A 16,266-nucleotide genomic window follows, 5' to 3' on the forward strand; every position below is an offset into this window, starting at 1 on the left:
GGGACATGGTCTCCATGTTGCCTCTCTTCAGGTGGTGGCCGCGCAACCGCACACGCGATGCCGATGACTCACAACCGGGCTTGTCACGGGTTGGGCGACCGCCCGGGTCGCGGCATGTCGGTGTTCCGAGGGTCAGGAGCCGATCTGGGTTGGTGCGCCGATGTGGGTGGTTGTCGCCAGGATCGCGCGGCGCCTCTGGCGGAACCAGGCACGACTGCCGGCGGTCCAAGCCGACATGCGCGCGGTCGTCTTCCTCACCTCTGTCCTGTTGGGCCTGCTCGTCGGCGCTCTCATGCTGCGTTCCGGCTGGGAGCTGCCGGTGCACACCTCCTGCTCAGGCGACGTGTGCACGTCGCAGTCGTGGGTCGACGTCGACTGGGACCGCGTCAACTGGGAACTGAAGCCGACCAGGATCGCCTGCTTCGAGGCCAACCCGGCCAACCACGATGTCCTGATCGGGCCCGGTGACGAATGCGTACGGTCCCGTGGCGACGTCATCGAACACCAGGCCAGCTACGAAGAACTACGTGAAGAAATTCAGCAACGGCGTACCCGGGCACTTGCGTTCGCTGGCGCCGCGATCGCGCTGCCACCGATCCTCGTCGAGGTGTGGTGGCGCGTTCGCCGCAGGCCGGCACCGACCGCACACTGATTCCACGCTCGCCCACCCTGATCGCGGCGGATCCGGATACTTCGAGCACCGAGCCACTTCGCAGATCCGCTGGCCGAGCAGGCATAAGAGCGCGGCACGGCTAACCACCGTTCGTGAGGCGAGATTACCCATCGGCCGGGCTGATCATGGTCTCTGGCTTCGATACCATGCAGGTATGGGTGTCGACGTGCTTCGCTGCCGGCCGCTCCATCGTCTCGCCGAGCTACCGACCGCCCTCTGGTTGAGCATCCATGTGCTGTTCTACCTCGGTCTGGGCGCGATGGGCTTCGCCGGCTATGCCCTCTGGGATCTGCACCCGCGCACACCCCTCGCCGAAAGCCTGTCTTTGATGATCATCGGGGTTCTGTGGCTCAGTCCGCTGTGGGTGTTCGTGAGCGTCGCGGCCACCTTTTGCCTGGGAGTGCTGCGTCTGCTGTCCGACGTTCGCTGGTACTGGTTCAGGCTGGCCGCGGTCCTGCTCTTCGCCGTGCCGTTTCCGCTGTTCGTGCTCAGCGTTTACGGTCCGGAGGCGGCGCTGCCCGTAGCTGGTGCCCAATTGGCGACGGCATTGCTCATTGTGCAGCCTCGGAAGAAGCCGGGCAGATGGGCGGACCGGGATCCCGCCATAGAGGACCATCGTTGGTAGGGGATCAGGCCCGGCGGATGGCGTTGAGCCGTTCCGGGGGTATCGACCGACGGCGCGGATAGACGTTTTGACTTAACGCTTCCGGTCTGGTTCGACGTGCTCATTTCGGCTATGTCAGTGCGCCTCGAGCCGAATTTCCCTCGGATCGTGGGATGGCGTGGGGAGCAGATTGGGAGCGGGGCCGCGCTCTCAAGGGCGCTGAGCGGCGCTCAACGGCCTTGACCTGCACGTATCGTCCCCGCTCGACCTGCGGCCCTCGTGTCGTTGCTGGTCAGGCGCGATGCGGAGACCCGGTTTGCGCTGGCGAGAGCTGGGTGAGGACGGCGTCGACGAGCGTGTCGGTGAACTTTGGGGACGCGGTCTGGCCGCTGACAAGGACGCGGTAGTAGATGGGCCCGACGATCTGGTCGACGGCAAGGTCGATGTCGGTGTTGGCGTTGAGTGCGCCGCGGGTGACTGCGCGTTCGAAGGGGAGCCGGTCGTAGCTGCGTTGCTTGCCGAGGTGCTCGAAGCGCAGCCGGGCGGCGAGTGCAGGGTCGTGCTGGGCTTGGGCGGTGAGGGCGCGGAAGACCGCGCCGGCGTCGGACTCGGTCAGGAAGCGGGCGATCTTGCGGGCGTGGGCACGCATGTCCTGTCGAAGGTCCGCCGTGTCTGACGGGATGAGGGCTTCGGCGGCGTCCTGAACGAAGGCGTCCATGAGAATGTCGTTCTTCGACGACCACCAGCGGTAGATCGTCTGCTTGGCTACCCCCGCGCGTTCGGCGATCCCCTCGATGGTCAGTCGCGAGTATCCGACCTCTACGAGCAGGTCATCGGCGGCTTCCAGCACGCTCTGCCGGGCCTCTTCACTGCGGCCGTGCCTGTTGCCGCGGTGTCTACCTGCGGTGCCGCTGGCGTCAGCGCCCATATGTCCGTTCCCTTCGACTGGGCGACCTTAGCACCTTGTCTAGACGCAACGGTGCGTCTACGGTAGCGCCAATGAACACGTTGACAACGACTGACACGGCCGCTGTTCTCGATCGGCTGTTCGCGGCCGCCGACCTCGAAGAGGTGAACCCCGCGCCGTGGCCGCTGGACACGCCCTTCGCCGACGCCTCGGCAAAACAGCGCGCCGATGCGCTGGCCGGGGAGTACATGCCGATCTCCAGATCGGGCGGTCAACTGCTCTACGCGCTCGTACGCCACGGCCGCCCCGAGACGATCGTCGAGTTCGGCACCTCCTATGCCACCTCCACGATCCACCTGGCCGCTGCGGTCGCCGACAACGGTGTCGGGCACGTATGGACGACCGAGCTCAGCCAGGCGAAGGTCGACGCCGCGCGCAGGAACCTGGAGCAGGCCGGCGTAGCCCAGTACGTGACGGTCCTGGCGGGCGACGCTCTCGAGACTCTGACCGAGGTCCGCGGACCTATCGGCCTGCTGCTACTCGACGGCTGGAAGGACCTCTGTCTGCCCGTGCTGCGGCTGCTCGAAGACCGCCTTGCCCCAGCCGCCCTCATCGTCGCCGATGACACCACCTTCGCCAACATGGCCGACTATCTCGCCTACGTCCGCAATCCCGCACACGGATACGTCACCATCGCGTTCCCGGTGGAGGACGGCATGGAGATCAGCTGCCGAACCTGACGCTGCTCGTGGGTTCTCAGCGAAGTTGATCCGGGGTGGCCAGCCGACCAGTAGCCGACCAGTAGCGGATCAGTTTCGGTGAGAAGCCCAGGGCGTCTTCTTCTCACTGCCCGCCCGGATCGCGGCATGCGCGGATGCTCTTCAGGCTCCAGGGTCGGCCTTGGGCTTGGCCGATTCCGTCCATGGCCGACTGTTCGTAACTGTGGCTTGGCGTGGGTGGCCTGGTCGAACGGGGATTCGGCGCGCTCGTGCGACAGCCGGCCGCAGCTGGTGTGGGGCACAGGCCGGCGGTCGTGTGTGTGGTCTTGTCGCTGCGGCGGTTTGACCCTGACGCAGGGTCAACCTTTGAGCATGGTGGCATGACCAAGGAAACCAGTGCTGTGGAGGTAGCCGGATCGCGCAGGTCGCGCGGCGATCACGGCGAAAATGGAGAGCGGGCTGAGAGGGGCGACCGGGCGGTGTGGCATTTCACGATCCACCACGACGGCGTCACGATCCCGGTGTCTCGCGGCGGCCGGGGACGACTGCTGGTCCTGTGTCCCGGGTTGAACTCGACACAGGCAGACCTGCGCGAGCTGACCGAGTTGCTGCGGCATGACCACGACGTGGTGACCTTCGACCTGCGCGGCCATGGCCGTGCCTCCGCCGCCGACCGGTACTCCTTCGAGGCTTTCCTCAGCGATCTCGTTGCCGTGATGGCGGAGCTGGAACGCCTCGACCTGCCCTCGGCGCCCGTGCTTGTGGGCTATTCACTGGGTGCTGACCTGGCCGTGCACTATGCCTCCGAGCATCTTGGCACCGTCGCCGAACTCGTTCTCATCGACGGGGCGAACCCGGTGCCCGATCCGTTCATCACCGAGGCGGACGCGGCGGCGTTTCTCGCGATGTGGGAGGAGTTGGCAACGCAGCAGGGATCCTTGCGGGACACCGCCCGTCAGGTGTTGCTCACCGCCCAAGAGATTTTCGACCTGAATGTCGAGGTCGATGTCGTTCGGTCCGGGATCCGGGACCGATACAGGAAGATCGACCGGCCTATCAGCATGATCATGTCGACCTCGATGGCTGGCGGCAGCGGCGAAGGGCCGGCGCCGCGCCTCAATCAGAACTGGCGTGCCGGCGTCGAACGGCTTGTCCGCGAGCAGCCGTACATCGCCACGTTCTGGCTCGACGCCGACCACCGGCTGGCCTTCACCCACGCCCCGGAGATCGCCCAGATCATTCGCAATATGCTGCCGGCCAGGCCGACTCCTTGAACGCGCCGTAGGAGACTGATGCGATGCTGACCATCGGTGAGCTGGCGTCATATGCCGGAGTGACAGTGCGCGCGGTGCGGCACTATCACGCCAAGGGCCTGCTGCCGGAGCCGGAGCGGGACCACTCCGGCTACCGCAGATACGACGCCACCGCCATGGTCGAGCTCATCAAGATCCGGACCCTCGCCGAGGCCGGGGTCCCGCTCGCGCGGGTACGGGAGCTGCTGCAGGCCGACGAGGAGGAGTTCGCCGCGGCGGTCGCAGACATCGACAAGCGGCTACGGGCGGAGATCTGGCAGCGGCAGCGGCATCGGGAGCGGATCGCCCGCCTGGCTTCCGGGGACAACCTGGTGCTGCCCCCGGTGGTGGTCGAGTATCTCGACCGGCTGCGGGCGCTCGGGGTCGACGAGCGGATCGTTCAGGTTGAGCGCGACGGCTGGATCCCGCTGGCCGCGCGCTCACCAGAGCGAGTCCCGGAGTGGATGGCACGCAAGCGTGAGCAGCTCGCCGACCCGCAGCTCGTCGACTTCTATCTCACCCTCGGCCAGGCCCTCGACCGCGCCGACGACGACCCGCGGCTCGTCGAGCTGGCCGACAAACTGGCCGCCTACATCACACGGATGGCCGACGAACGGGGCGAGAACTACGTCGACGACACAGACATCGAGCCACCGCTGGTCAAGCTGATGGACACACTGGCGTTCGACACCGCGCCGCCGGCCCGTCGGCTGATCGAGTTGCTCAAGGAGCGAGGCTGGGCCGGCTGGACGGAACTCAAACGAGTGGACCCCGCGTCGGCTGCGGCCGGAACATGACAGGAAGCCACCGCAGCGCGGCCGCACCACAGCAGGTGGAACACCGTCGGCAGACTGGCCAGCGGGTCACCCAACCGTGTCGCGCCGTCCATCAACGGCGTCGGCTCCGCGAACACCGCCGGGGCGGCAGCAGCGACCGCCGGCCGCAGGCAGCGCAGATACCGATACCCGGCCAGCCACCGCACGTTCGCCATCACCACCGGATCCGGCTCGTGCACCAGCCGATACTCCCAACCAATCACCACACCGGTGCCATCGACCAGCCGTACGAAGAAGTCCGGCGCGTGCGAGCGCCGCCGGCCCGCCTGGTCCCACGACAGCCAGAACGGCTGCGACGCCCATCGCCACCACCGAGGGGTCGAAGTCCAGGAGCGTCAGGTGATCCCGCTCCAACCACGACTCGAAGCCCACATGCCCGCCGATCGTGGCCGACCACCACAGGCCCGTGTTGTTGCGCTGCCCCCGGTACGCCGGGAACGACCGCCTAATCAGCAAAGATCTTTAGCCACCTCGGTATACGCTCATCTGCCGAGAGCAGAGCACATAGACATGTTCTGAATTGGCGCATTCGAAGTATGCTTCGTCTGCGTGAGGTCTCCTGAGACCTGGGTGTAGTTCATGCAAGGCACCGGCACCGTCAACGACCAATCGAGTCGCGATCAGGGGAGGTCCGGTTGCCCTACGAGAGCCCTGCTGATTTTTGCGCCAAGTTTGCCATAGAGCGCGGCGGCAGGGATGCCGGATTCTTCGACGCCAGGTCCGTTCTGGACAGGGTGACTGTCGTCGGCGAGACCACCGACACGGCGCGAGTCGAGGCAACCTGGTACACAAGTGGCCACGATCCCGAGTCGGGGTACTGGGACGTTTTTGAACGCGCCGCCTTCGTCTTGGTCAAGCGGGTCGACGGCTGGCACCTGAACTCCGAAGAGGATCTCGGCTACGAGTAACAACTGATGGACGCGCCACGCTCATTTGCCGCGGTGAGCGCGCACCCAGCCTGCGTGGCCTTCATTACTCAGTGTTACGTCCGTGGCGGCTCAACCCGGACCTGACCTACCCATCAGTTGTGGAGATGGCGTACCGATCTCGGGACTTCAGCCTGTACCCCGACAAGCGACGACCCGGACGGTGGCACGCAGCCGGGTTCGGATCAAGTTCCGTGAGAACGGATCAGGTACGGATCAGATCCAGTGAGAATGGATCAACTTCGCTGAGAACCCACACCGAGGCTGATCACCTCGTGTAAACGCGTGTCAACCGGGGTTGACAAAGCCTTCCCTGTCAACCTAAGTTGACAGCATGAGTCAGGCAACGGATCTGGCGGCGGCGGCCGGCAGCACCGACCCGAGGGTCGGGCTGCGAGCGGTGATGGCCCTGCGTCGGCTGTTGGAACGCCTGGAGGACGTCCAGGTCGACAACGCCCGGCGCCAGGGCTGGTCCTGGCAGGAGATCGCCGACGTGCTGGAAGTCAGCAGGCAGGGCGTACACAAGAAGCACGCCGGACGCCCGGCGACGCGTACCCAGGGAGGTTCATGATGTTCGAGCGGTTCACGGTGCAGGCGCGCGACGTGGTCCGGGGGGCCGTGGTGCAGCGCGACCGGTGGGGACACCGCAGCGTCGGCACCGAGCACCTGCTGCTCGCGCTGCTCGACGAGGAGAAGAGTTCCGTCGCCGTCCTGCTCCGACAGGCCGGCGTGGACCCCGACCGGGTGATCGCGGAGATCGACCGGAAGGTCGGTCGGGACACGGAGGAACTCGGCGACCGCGACGCGGAGGCGCTGCGGTCGATCGGCATCGACCTGGAGGCGGTGCGTTCCAAGGTCGAGGAGTCGTTCGGGGTGGGAGCGCTGGAACCGCCACCGCCCCGACGTAACCGGCGGGGACTCTTCGGTGGCTGGGAGTTCTCCAGCCCGTTCTCGCCCCGGGCCAGGAAGGTGCTGGAACTGGCCCTGCGGGAAGCGGTCCACCTCAGGCACCGGCAGATCGGCGCCGAGCACATCCTGCTCGGGCTGATCCGGGAGGGGAACGGTCTGGCCGCGCTCGTCCTCACCGAGGCGGGTCTGGACCTCGCCGAGCTGCGCCGCCGGACGATCAGCTCCCTCGACCAGGCCGCCTGAGCGGGTACGCCGGCCCGGGGCGCCCCGGGCCGACGGCGGTACGCGCCCGGCTCAGCCGGTCGACCGGGTCTGCGTCAACTGCTCGCGGAGGATGTCGGCGTGCCCGGCGTGCCGGGCGGTCTCCTCGATCATGTGCGCGTAGATCCATCGCAGCGAGACCCGGCCCAGCCGGGCCTGCGGCACCGAGTCGTCGAGGGCGAATTCGGCGGCGACCCGGCGCGACTCCGCGCACGCCTGTGCGTACTCGGCGAGCAGGCTCTCGACCGTGTCGTCCGGGCCGAGCGTCCAACTCGGGTCGCCACCGTCCACCCAACCGGAGATGTCGGCCGGGTCCCGCTGCGCCATCCGGCGCTGGAACCAGCTCCGCTCGACCACCGACAGGTGCTTGAGCAACCCGCCGAGGGTGGTCAGCGAGGGTACGAGGCGGCGCCGGGCATCCTCGTCCGACACCCCGGTGATCTTCTCGGCGAGTTCCCGGCGCTGGCAGTCGAGAAACGCCTCCCAGACCGCCCGCTCGCCGTCGGTGGACACCTGCTCCTCGCCGGTGAGCGGGGGATCGACCATGGCCGTACTGTAGCGGTCGACGCCGGCCGGGCCGGCACTGACGGCACACCGTGCGCGCTACGTCACGCCCGTCCGGGTCGCTGACGGCGGCAAGCTGCTGCACACTGGCGCCGTGAAGCGGCAGCAGGAAAGCGCGAACGGTGCGACGATCAATGGCGGCGGACCCCGGTCCGCGGTGGTGGTCAACCCGGTGAAGCAGACCGACATCGACGGACTGCGCCGGACTGTGACCGACACGCTGACGGAGGCGGGCTGGCCGGAACCGGCGTGGTACACCACGACGCCGGAGGACCCGGGGCAGGGCCAGGCACGGCGGGCCATCGAGGCCGGAGCCGAGGTGCTCTTCGTCTGCGGCGGCGACGGCACCGTGATGTCCTGCGTCGGTGCCCTGGTCGGCACCGAGGTGGCGATGGCCATCCTGCCCTCCGGCACCGGCAATCTGCTTGCCGCCAACCTGGGGCTCTCGAACGACCTCGCCGCTGGCATCGAGGTGGCCCTCGAACAGGGCCGGCGACAGATCGACGTCGGCGTCTGCGGGGATCAGTTCTTCGCGGTGATGGCCGGAATGGGCTTCGACGCACAGATGCTCGCCGCCACCTCGGAGACCACCAAGGCCCGGGTCGGCTGGCCCGCGTACGTCGTCGGGGCGATGCGTCACCTGCGGGACCGACCGATGAAGGTGTCGATCCGGATCGACGACCAGCCACCGCGACGGCGCCGGGCCCGGACAGTCCTGGTGGCCAACGTCGGGCGGCTACAGGGCGGGGTACGCCTGCTGGCCGACGCCGAGCCGGACGACGGCTTCCTGGACGTGGCGGTGCTCACCCCACGGACCCTCAACCACTGGCTGTCGCTCGGCTGGGCGGTGCTCCGGCGCCGCGACCGGGTGCCCCGGATGGAGGTGCTGCGCGCCCGACGGGTCACGATCAGCAGCAACCGGGAGCAGGCCCGTGAGCTGGACGGCGACGTCATCCCACCCGGCCGTTCCCTGCAGGTGGCGGTCCGCCCCGCCGCGCTCTGGCTCTGCGTACCGCAGCCGGCGACCGAACCGGACCTGTCGGTCGACGCCGACGCGGCGGCCGATCGGGGCGAACGCCGGGTGAAGGAAGCCCGATAGATTTCCGGGTGCGGGCGGGTGCGGGCGGGTGCGGGCGGGTGCGGGTGCGGCCTGGGTGCGGGTGCGGTTCGGCTGCGGTTCGGCTGCGGTTTTGGGTGCGGTTTCGGGAGCAAGCAAGGCGAGGTAGGGCACGGTGAGTAGCACCAAACTGGTTCCGGAGACCCGGCTGATGGCCGACGAGGAACTCTCCGCCGACGACGCCTGGCACGCGCTGCGCCGGCACGGCGGCTGGCACCTGCTCCGGGACGCCTTCATCCGGTTCCGGTACGGCGACGCGTTCAGCCACTCCCGGGCGCTCGCCCTCCAACTCTGTCTCGCCGTGGTGCCGTTCCTGATCGCCCTGTCCGGTCTGATCAGCGATCTCGGCGTGGACGAGGGCGGTCTGGTGGTCGCCGACACCGTCATCGCGCTGACCCCGGGGGCGAGCGACGCCGTCGTCAAGGACCTGCTCGTCGACTCGGAGCAGACCGAGGACGCCGGGGAGCTGGCGCTGACGCTCGGCCTGCTGACCGGTTTCTTCGCGCTGAGCACGACGATGGCCCAGGTCGAGCGGGGCGCGAACCGGATCTACGGGGTGGAGCGGGACCGGCCGGCGCTGCGGAAGTACCTCCGGGCCGGCACTCTCGCGCTGCTGGCCGGGGCACCGGCACTGGCCGGCTTCTTCATCCTGGTCGGCGGCGGCGCGCTCGGCGACTCGGTCCGGGAGCACTACGACTGGTGGGGCCCGCGCACCGACCTCGCCTGGGAGGTCCTGCGCTGGCCGCTGAGTCTCGTCCTGACCGTCTTCGCGGTAGCGGTGCTGTTCCGGCACGCACCGCGCCGCCGCCAGCCGGGAGTCTCCTGGCTGCTGTTCGGGGCGGGCTTCACCACCGCGCTGTGGTGGCTGGCCAGTGTCCTGCTCGCCGCGTACGTCAGCTACAGCGACGCCTTCGACGCCACCTACGGCGCACTGACCGGAATGATGGCGCTGCTGCTCTGGGCCAACCTGACCGGGATCGCGCTCTTCGGCGGCCTGGCCTTCGCCGCCCAGTTGGAGGCGCTGCGGCTCGGCGAACACGAGCCCGCCGAGCCGGACCGCTGGGAGCCGGACCACGCGGACCAGGGCCCGACGGACATGGCCGACATCGATCCCGAGGGCACCCTCGGCCGGGCCGTGCCCGCCCCCCGCGGCGACGACGAACGGCTGCCGGACGCGGTCGGGACGGGCGGGAGCGGGGAGCCCCGCGACGGCTGACGGGTGTACGCGGTCCGCGCGGCGGGTACCGGGCAGTCCAGACGCGAGAAGGGAGCTCTGGCGTGGCCACGGTCAGCGAAGTGTTGCGACGACCCCTCGGGCATTTCGCGGAGCGGAGCCTGGCGGGGTTCGCCGTCGTCGCCGGTACCGGCGTCGGGTTCGGGATCCTGCTGATGCTGGTGCGGTTCCACTGGGAGCCGCTGTACCGGGCCGACCACGAGACCGCCGCCTGGTTCAACGAGCTGGTCTCGTCGTACGACGGGCTGGTCACCGTGCTCCAGGCGGTCAGCTCGCTGGGCGGCCGGCCGATCATGATGTGGCTGGTCACCATCGCGGTGGTGGGCCTGCTGATCCGTCGGCAGGGCCGGCTCGCCTTCTATCTGATCGTGACCGGGGTCGGGGCGCTGATGCTCGACCCCTCGCTGAAGGCGCTGGTCGGCCGGCTGCGTCCGGTGGTCGACATCCCGGTGGCCTCCGCGCCCGGCAACAGCTTCCCGAGCGGGCACGCCCTCGGATCGATCGTCGCCTACGGCGCGCTGCTGCTGGTCTTCCTGCCGGCGATGCAGCGGCGGTGGCGCCGGCCGGCGATCGGCATCTTCGTCGCGGTGGTGCTGGCGGTCGGGGTGACCCGGGTGGCGCTCGGCGTGCACTACGTCTCGGACGTCCTCGCCGGCTGGCTGCTCGGCCTGGCCTGGCTGGGCGTGACCGCGTACGCCTTCCGGTTGTGGCGTCGTGAGCGGGGCCGGCCGGCCCGGCCGCTGGGGGAGGGGCTGGAGCCGGAGGCGGGTCGGGAGATCGCGCCCGCGCCGGCCGAGGAACACGTGCTGCCGCATCCCCGGGCCGCCGTCGCCGAGGTGCTCACCGGCTGGGTGCTGGTCTTCGGCGCGCTGTACGCCTTCGGCATGCTGGTCAGCTACTACGTCGACGGCAGCTTCGTCGACACGCTCGACCACCGGGTGCCGGAATGGTTCGCCGCGCATCGGAGCGACCTGCTCAACGACGTCAGCTACTGGGCGAGCAAGGCCGGCGACACCCACGCCATCCTGCTGGTCTCACTGGTCTTCTGCCCGCTCGCGCTCGCGTTCTGGCGGCGCTGGCGGCCGGTGCTGTTCCTCGCGCTGACCATGTTCGGCGAACTCACCCTCTTCCTCGCCTCCGCCCGCGCGGTGGACCGGCCCCGCCCCGAGGTGCCGCACCTGGACGGCCCGCTGCCGACCGCGTCGTTCCCGTCCGGGCACATCGCGGCCACCATGTGCCTCTGGGCGGCGATCGCGCTGCTGGTGATGCCGCGTACCGACAGGTGGTGGCGATGGCTGACCGTCGTCGCGGCGGTCGTGATGCCGCTCGCGGTGGCGGCCTCCCGGATGTACCGGGGCATGCACCATCCGAGTGACTTCGCCGGCGCCATGCTGCTGACGATCGCCTGGATCGGCGTCCTCTGGCTGGTCCTACGCCCGAACGAGGAACTGCGGGCGGACGACGGCCGGCGGGCGGATACCGGGAGCCAGGAGGAAGCGACGGACCCGACGTCGCCTGAGCGTACGACGCCGCAAAGGCCGGCCGAGCTGGACCAGCTCGACGACGAACTCGCCCGCGCCGCCCGGTCCGACTGAGACCCGGACGCCGGGCCGGGAAGGGGGTGGGCGCCGGTTGCGGATGATGACGTACAACATCAAGAACGGTGGGCTGGACGGCACCGATCCGAGCCGCCTCGACCGGATTCTCGAGGTCGTCGCCGAACAGCGGCCCGACGTACTGGCGTTGCAGGAACTTCGCGGCCTCCGCCGGAACCACCGCCGGCTCGACTCGGTCGCCCGGCGGCTCGGGATGCGGCCGTACCTGGCCGGCGGATGGTTCGGCCAACCGGTGGCGGTGCTGGTCCGCCCGCCCGGCCGGGTCGACCTGGCGAGACCGGTGCCCCGCCCGTTCCACCACGGCGCACAACGGGTGGTGCTCGAGACGGACCGGGGGCCGTTGACGGTGCTCAGTACCCATCTGGATCCGTACTCCGGGCGGCGCCGGCTGCGCGAGGCCGGCTGGCTGGTCGCGGGGGCGCGCCGGGCCGGGCCGGACCGCCGGCCGCTGCCGGAGCGCCTCGTGCTGCTGATGGGCGACCTGAACTCGCTCGACCCGTGGAGCCGGCACGACGAGCGGATCGCCCGGCTACGACCCGAGTACCGGGGCCGGCACCTGCTGCCCGACGGTACGACGGTGGACACCCGTACGATCGCCGCGCTCGACCGGGCCGGCTTCCTCGACCTGTTCCGGCGGCCGGGCCTGGCGGTCCGGGACACCGTACCCACCAGCCAGGGCGGCGGGGCGGAGTTCTCCGGGATGCGACTCGACTATCTGCTTGCCACGCCGCCGCTCGCCCGGCTCGCCGGTCCGTGCCGGGTCGTCACCGGCGGTACGGCCGAATCCGCGTCCGACCACTATCCGCTGGTCGCCGACTTCGATCTGAGTTTCCGCTGAGTAGCGGTGGGCGGGGGAGGGGTCAGGTGCCGAGCCCGACGTCGCGGGCGAGCAGGGCCGCCTGTACCCGGTCCGCCACGCCGAGCTTCGCGAAGATAGCGGAGAGCTGGTTGCGTACCGTCTTCTCGCTCAGCCCGAAGTGCCGGGCGATCCGGGCATTGGTGTCACCCAGGGCGAGACGACCGAGGATGTCCCGTTCCCGCGAGGTGAGCTGGTTGAACGGGGCGGGCAGCTCGACCGGGCCGCGATGCAGCGCGGTGAGCACCGACGGCCCGATACCCGGTCCCAGCACCACACCGCCCTGGGCGACGGTACGCAGGGCGTCGATCACCGCGTCCGGATCGGTGTCCTTGAGCACGTACCCCCGGGCGCCCGCACGGAGCGCCCGGGCCACGATCTCCTCGTCGTTGGCCATCGTCAGCATCAGGACCTTGACGTCCGGGCAGGACTGCATGATCCGCTGGGTGGCGTCGACCCCGTCCCCGTCCGGCAGCGACACGTCCATCGCGATCACCTGGACCCGGTTGGTGACGGCGGAGGTGAGCGCCTCGGCGGTGGTCGCCGCCTCGAACACGTCGCTCACCCACGACTCGCCCTCGAGCATGGTGCGCAGGCCACGGCGCACGACCGGGTGGTCGTCGACGATGAGGATCCGTCCACCGTGCACCATGCTTGTCGCCCGCCTCTGCACGTACCGCCACGTCCTGGGCGGAACCGGCGTCGGCAGTGGGTCCATCCACGACGCCGGCTCAGCCATCGCGGGTTCAGCGTAGCGGGCTATCCGATCCGACCCGCGTCGCTGTCCGGACTCTGGCCATTACTGCCGTTGACCTGGCCGGCGGCGGCCGGCTGCGCACTTTCGCCACGCGGCTCCGGCACATCCGGTGTCGCCTCGGCCACGGAGCGGTGGGCAGTTCCCCAACACTCGTCGGCGCCGTCGAGCACCGAATCGGACCCGCCGTCGGTGCCCGTCCGGCCGATCGTCGGTATCTCACCGGCCGGCGGGCTGGTGGTCGGGCGGTCGATAGTGGATGGGACGTTCTGTGCCGCCCCGGCGACCGCCTGGTCGGTGATCGCCGGCTGAAACGGCAGCCGGACCCGGATCGATGTACCGTGCGGGGCCCGCTCGGTGATGTCGAAGTCGCCGCCGAGTTCGGTCGCCCGTTCCCGCATGGAGTCGAGCCCGACCCCGCCCGGCCGGCGTGGACCCAACCCGACACCGTCGTCGACGATCTCCAGGGTCAGCGCGCGGTCCCGGTCGACGTTGACCCAGCAGATGCTGGCCTGCGAGTGCCGGGTCACGTTGGTCAGCGCCTCCGCGACGATCCGGTACGCGGCCACCTCGATCGCCGCCGGCAGCCCCTGCAGGTTCCCCTCAACCTGCAACCGGACCGACAGCGTCGAACTCTCGAACCGGCCGCACTCGTTGCGCAGCGCCGCCGCGAGTCCCCGGTCCAGCGCCGGCGGGCGGAGCTGGTCGACGAGCTGGCGTACCTCGGCGGTGCAGGTCTGCAGGTCCGCTGCGAGCGCGTCGAGGATCCGGCCGGTCCGGGGCTGTTCGGCGACGAGCTTGTGCGCGGCGCGTACCTGCATCGCCATCCCGGCCAGCGTCGGGCCCAACCCGTCGTGCAGGTCACGGCGCAACCGTCGCCGCTCCTCCTCCCGGGCGGTGATCAGCCGCTCCCGCGAGTCCTGCAGGTCGTGGATGAGCCGGACGGCGTCGGCCGCCACCGCCGCGTGCAGCGCCAGGTCCTTCAGCAGCTGCCGCTCGACCGGAGTGAACCGGTTGGCGGAGCTGCGGGTCGCGACGATCAACCGGCCGACCCGTTCCCCCCCGGGTGACCATGTCGAACGACTCGACCGGTGTGTTCGCGATGCCGTGCGCGGCGAGCATCCTGGGCCCGTCGCGCCCCTCGACCTCGACCGAGACGTGCGGAACCTTCAGGGACCGGGCGATGGTCCCGGTCAGCAACGGAAGCACCGCACCCGGCTCGACCGTCCGCCCGAGCAGGTCACCGAGCCGCGCCATCACCTGGTACGGGTCGTCCCGGTCACCGTAGAGCAGCCGGTTGACTCCACGCTGGACCCGGCCGCGAACCGGTTCGAAGGCAACCGCGATCAGCCCGGTCGCGACCAGTGACGCGTTCGACGTGTTGCCCCGCATCAGCAGGTCACGCAGCAGCGTGATCAACCCGACGAATCCGGCGATCACCAGCAGGCTCATCACCAGCCAGACGATGGTCCGGTTGATGACCTGGTCCAGCCCGTACAGCCGGTAGCGCAGCACCGCGATGGCCATGCCGACCGGAAGCGCCACGACCATGATCACCCAGGCGCCCTTCAGGTCGATGACCTCCAGCACGAGCCCGAGCAACAGCAGGACCGCGGAGGCGAGCAGGCAGGCCAGTTGGGCCCGGGCCTCACCATCGGCGCGGCGCCAGCGCAGTAGCAGCGAGACGAACACCCCGAGCAGACCGAGCAGGGTCACCCCGATCGCGAGGATCGCCACCAGCACGAGGATCCGGGCCCGCTGCGTGGGAGCTGCCTCGGCGACGCTGACCAGACTGTGCGGATCGTCCAGCGCGGCGACCGCGTAGGCGAGCGCCGCGATGGCCGTGCCGCCGCCGATCAGGAAGGCGAGCGGCCGCCACCGTGGCGAGGGCAGCCGCCCGTCCGGGAACACCAGCAGGGCAAGGAAGATCAGTCCGTATGGCGGCCACCAGGCCCACTGGCTCAGCCAGGCCATCGGCAGCCAGTTGCCCCAGCTCTCCGCGAGTACGGCCATGCTCGCCGCCCCCCCGGCGGCGAGCATGAGCCGACCCACGAGGTGCCCGGGCACCCCGACCAGGACCAACGCGCCCATCGTGGTGAACGCGACCGCGATGACCGCGATCTCACCGGTCAGTTGGACCGTGGTTTCACTGGCGTTGAGAAACTGGCCGGTCACCACGAGCGCGACCAGCGCCGCTGCCCCGACCAGTGCGCTGACCCGTCGTACGGGCCACCGTCTCGTGCTATCGGTGGACGTCACCCCTTCGACCCCTGCCCCAATCAGATTTTCAGTGGGTCCAGCCGGCGGCGTGCAGGGAGTTGTGGAACCATCCGCCCTGCGTCATGAGCCTCATGCCGCCCCCCAGCGGCTCGCCACCCGGGAACTGCGCGGCGTCCTGCGCCAGAGTGCCGCCGCCGATCTGCGGCAGGGCCTCCAACGCCGCCTCCACCGACAGGCCGGAGTCCGCGACCACGTCGGGGTTGCGCCGGATGTAGTCCCGGACGTGCTGGATCACAGCCTGCAACCGGGCCTGGACCAGTTCGGGGTCCGGGTCGTCGAGGGTGGCAACCAGCCCCTCCAGTTCCCAGCCGTCGCTGAGCACCGGCGCGAGCCGGCGACCCGCGAGGTCGAAGAACTCCAGGGCGCCCTGGGACTTGGCGCCGATGTCCTTCTCGCTCAGCATTTCCGCCACGCTGCCGTAGGCGTGGGCGAAACTGTTGTCGCTGGCGATGACGATCGGCGCGATGTCCGTGGGACGGGCCGGGCGAGTCGGTTTTGCGGTCATGACACTCCCCTCATATCCATATTCGACGGTTTCCAGCGCTGGTGGCGACGGCAGTCCTCCCGCAGCCTAGGCCCGGGAATCAACGCGGTGCGGGACGATCCGTCGGCAACGCATCATGTTCCGTCCGACGTCCCGGGGGCCCGGGACCGGTGTCCCGGCAGGGTCGGGAAAAACCGGCCGCCGAACATATCGGACTGATTCCGGTGTATCGGG

Annotated in this window: 18 protein-coding genes; 12 read left to right on the forward strand and 6 right to left on the reverse strand. The window is 69.6% G+C overall.

Features of this window, described 5'->3' with window-relative positions; genetic code table 11:
- Window positions 1–160: 160 nt before the first annotated feature.
- Together H4W31_RS20970 and H4W31_RS20975 are read left to right on the forward strand one after the other, a co-directional pair.
- Window positions 161–652 (forward strand): hypothetical protein, encoded by a 492-nt coding sequence (locus H4W31_RS20970; RefSeq protein WP_192768211.1) that lies wholly within the window; start codon window positions 161–163, stop codon window positions 650–652.
- Window positions 653–827: 175 nt separating this feature from the next.
- On the forward strand, window positions 828–1,298 hold the full coding sequence (locus H4W31_RS20975) for a hypothetical protein (protein WP_192768212.1): 471 nt from the start codon (window positions 828–830) through the stop codon (window positions 1,296–1,298).
- Between the two features lie 271 nt (window positions 1,299–1,569).
- Here H4W31_RS20975 and H4W31_RS20980 read toward each other — a convergent pair whose 3' ends face one another.
- Entirely contained in the window at window positions 1,570–2,205 is a 636-nt protein-coding gene (locus H4W31_RS20980) for a TetR/AcrR family transcriptional regulator (protein ID WP_192768213.1), read from the reverse strand.
- A 71-nt stretch (window positions 2,206–2,276) separates the two neighbouring features.
- Here H4W31_RS20980 and H4W31_RS20985 point away from each other — a divergent pair, with 71 nt between their 5' ends.
- The 6 genes from H4W31_RS20985 (at window position 2,277) to H4W31_RS21010 (ending at window position 7,109) form a co-directional block, all read left to right on the forward strand.
- On the forward strand, window positions 2,277–2,924 hold the full coding sequence (locus H4W31_RS20985; protein WP_192768214.1) for an O-methyltransferase: 648 nt from the start codon (window positions 2,277–2,279) through the stop codon (window positions 2,922–2,924).
- Between the two features lie 359 nt (window positions 2,925–3,283).
- Window positions 3,284–4,177 (forward strand): alpha/beta fold hydrolase, encoded by an 894-nt coding sequence (locus H4W31_RS20990; RefSeq protein ID WP_192768215.1) that lies wholly within the window; start codon window positions 3,284–3,286, stop codon window positions 4,175–4,177.
- Between the two features lie 23 nt (window positions 4,178–4,200).
- Entirely contained in the window at window positions 4,201–4,992 is a 792-nt protein-coding gene (locus tag H4W31_RS20995; protein ID WP_192768216.1) for a MerR family transcriptional regulator, read from the forward strand.
- A 674-nt stretch (window positions 4,993–5,666) separates the two neighbouring features.
- On the forward strand, window positions 5,667–5,939 hold the full coding sequence (locus H4W31_RS21000) for a hypothetical protein (protein WP_192768217.1): 273 nt from the start codon (window positions 5,667–5,669) through the stop codon (window positions 5,937–5,939).
- A 352-nt stretch (window positions 5,940–6,291) separates the two neighbouring features.
- Window positions 6,292–6,528: a helix-turn-helix domain-containing protein gene (locus H4W31_RS21005; protein WP_192768218.1), complete on the forward strand. Its 237-nt coding sequence runs from the start codon at window positions 6,292–6,294 to the stop codon at window positions 6,526–6,528.
- Complete coding sequence (locus tag H4W31_RS21010) at window positions 6,525–7,109, forward strand: Clp protease N-terminal domain-containing protein (protein ID WP_225945618.1); 585 nt, start codon at window positions 6,525–6,527, stop codon at window positions 7,107–7,109. Before H4W31_RS21005 ends, H4W31_RS21010 begins: the two co-directional genes overlap by 4 nt.
- Window positions 7,110–7,160: 51 nt before the next feature.
- Here H4W31_RS21010 and H4W31_RS21015 read toward each other — a convergent pair whose 3' ends face one another.
- On the reverse strand, window positions 7,161–7,673 hold the full coding sequence (locus H4W31_RS21015) for a DinB family protein (RefSeq protein WP_192768219.1): 513 nt from the start codon (window positions 7,671–7,673) through the stop codon (window positions 7,161–7,163).
- 112 nt (window positions 7,674–7,785) lie between these two features.
- Here H4W31_RS21015 and H4W31_RS21020 point away from each other — a divergent pair, with 112 nt between their 5' ends.
- From H4W31_RS21020 to H4W31_RS21035, 4 genes are all read left to right on the forward strand, one after another.
- A complete protein-coding gene (locus H4W31_RS21020; protein ID WP_318783313.1) occupies window positions 7,786–8,790 on the forward strand; it encodes a diacylglycerol/lipid kinase family protein in 1,005 nt (334 codons plus the stop codon).
- Window positions 8,791–8,923: 133 nt separating this feature from the next.
- Entirely contained in the window at window positions 8,924–10,024 is a 1,101-nt protein-coding gene (locus H4W31_RS21025) for a YihY/virulence factor BrkB family protein (RefSeq protein ID WP_192768220.1), read from the forward strand.
- Between the two features lie 62 nt (window positions 10,025–10,086).
- On the forward strand, window positions 10,087–11,637 hold the full coding sequence (locus tag H4W31_RS21030) for a phosphatase PAP2 family protein (protein ID WP_192768221.1): 1,551 nt from the start codon (window positions 10,087–10,089) through the stop codon (window positions 11,635–11,637).
- Between the two features lie 43 nt (window positions 11,638–11,680).
- Window positions 11,681–12,496, forward strand: coding sequence for an endonuclease/exonuclease/phosphatase family protein (locus H4W31_RS21035; RefSeq protein WP_192772269.1), 816 nt, complete (start codon window positions 11,681–11,683; stop codon window positions 12,494–12,496).
- A 22-nt stretch (window positions 12,497–12,518) separates the two neighbouring features.
- Here the strand turns inward: H4W31_RS21035 and H4W31_RS21040 are convergent, their stop codons facing one another.
- From H4W31_RS21040 to H4W31_RS21050, 4 genes are read right to left on the reverse strand one after another with little or no spacing between them, the layout of a single operon-like run.
- Window positions 12,519–13,253 carry a response regulator gene (locus H4W31_RS21040; RefSeq protein WP_192768222.1) on the reverse strand — a complete coding sequence of 245 codons (735 nt, stop codon included), beginning with the start codon at window positions 13,251–13,253 and terminating at the stop codon, window positions 12,519–12,521.
- 20 nt (window positions 13,254–13,273) lie between these two features.
- Entirely contained in the window at window positions 13,274–14,227 is a 954-nt protein-coding gene (locus H4W31_RS42950; protein WP_318783314.1) for a sensor histidine kinase, read from the reverse strand.
- Window positions 14,130–15,527 (reverse strand): hypothetical protein, encoded by a 1,398-nt coding sequence (locus H4W31_RS43790; RefSeq protein WP_264084078.1) that lies wholly within the window; start codon window positions 15,525–15,527, stop codon window positions 14,130–14,132. Before H4W31_RS43790 ends, H4W31_RS42950 begins: the two co-directional genes overlap by 98 nt.
- Before the next feature lie 28 nt (window positions 15,528–15,555).
- Window positions 15,556–16,053 carry a hypothetical protein gene (locus tag H4W31_RS21050; RefSeq protein WP_192768223.1) on the reverse strand — a complete coding sequence of 166 codons (498 nt, stop codon included), beginning with the start codon at window positions 16,051–16,053 and terminating at the stop codon, window positions 15,556–15,558.
- Between the last annotated feature and the right edge of the window lie 213 nt (window positions 16,054–16,266).

Source organism: Plantactinospora soyae (assembly GCF_014874095.1).
GTDB classification, from domain to species: Bacteria; Actinomycetota; Actinomycetes; order Mycobacteriales; family Micromonosporaceae; genus Plantactinospora; species Plantactinospora soyae.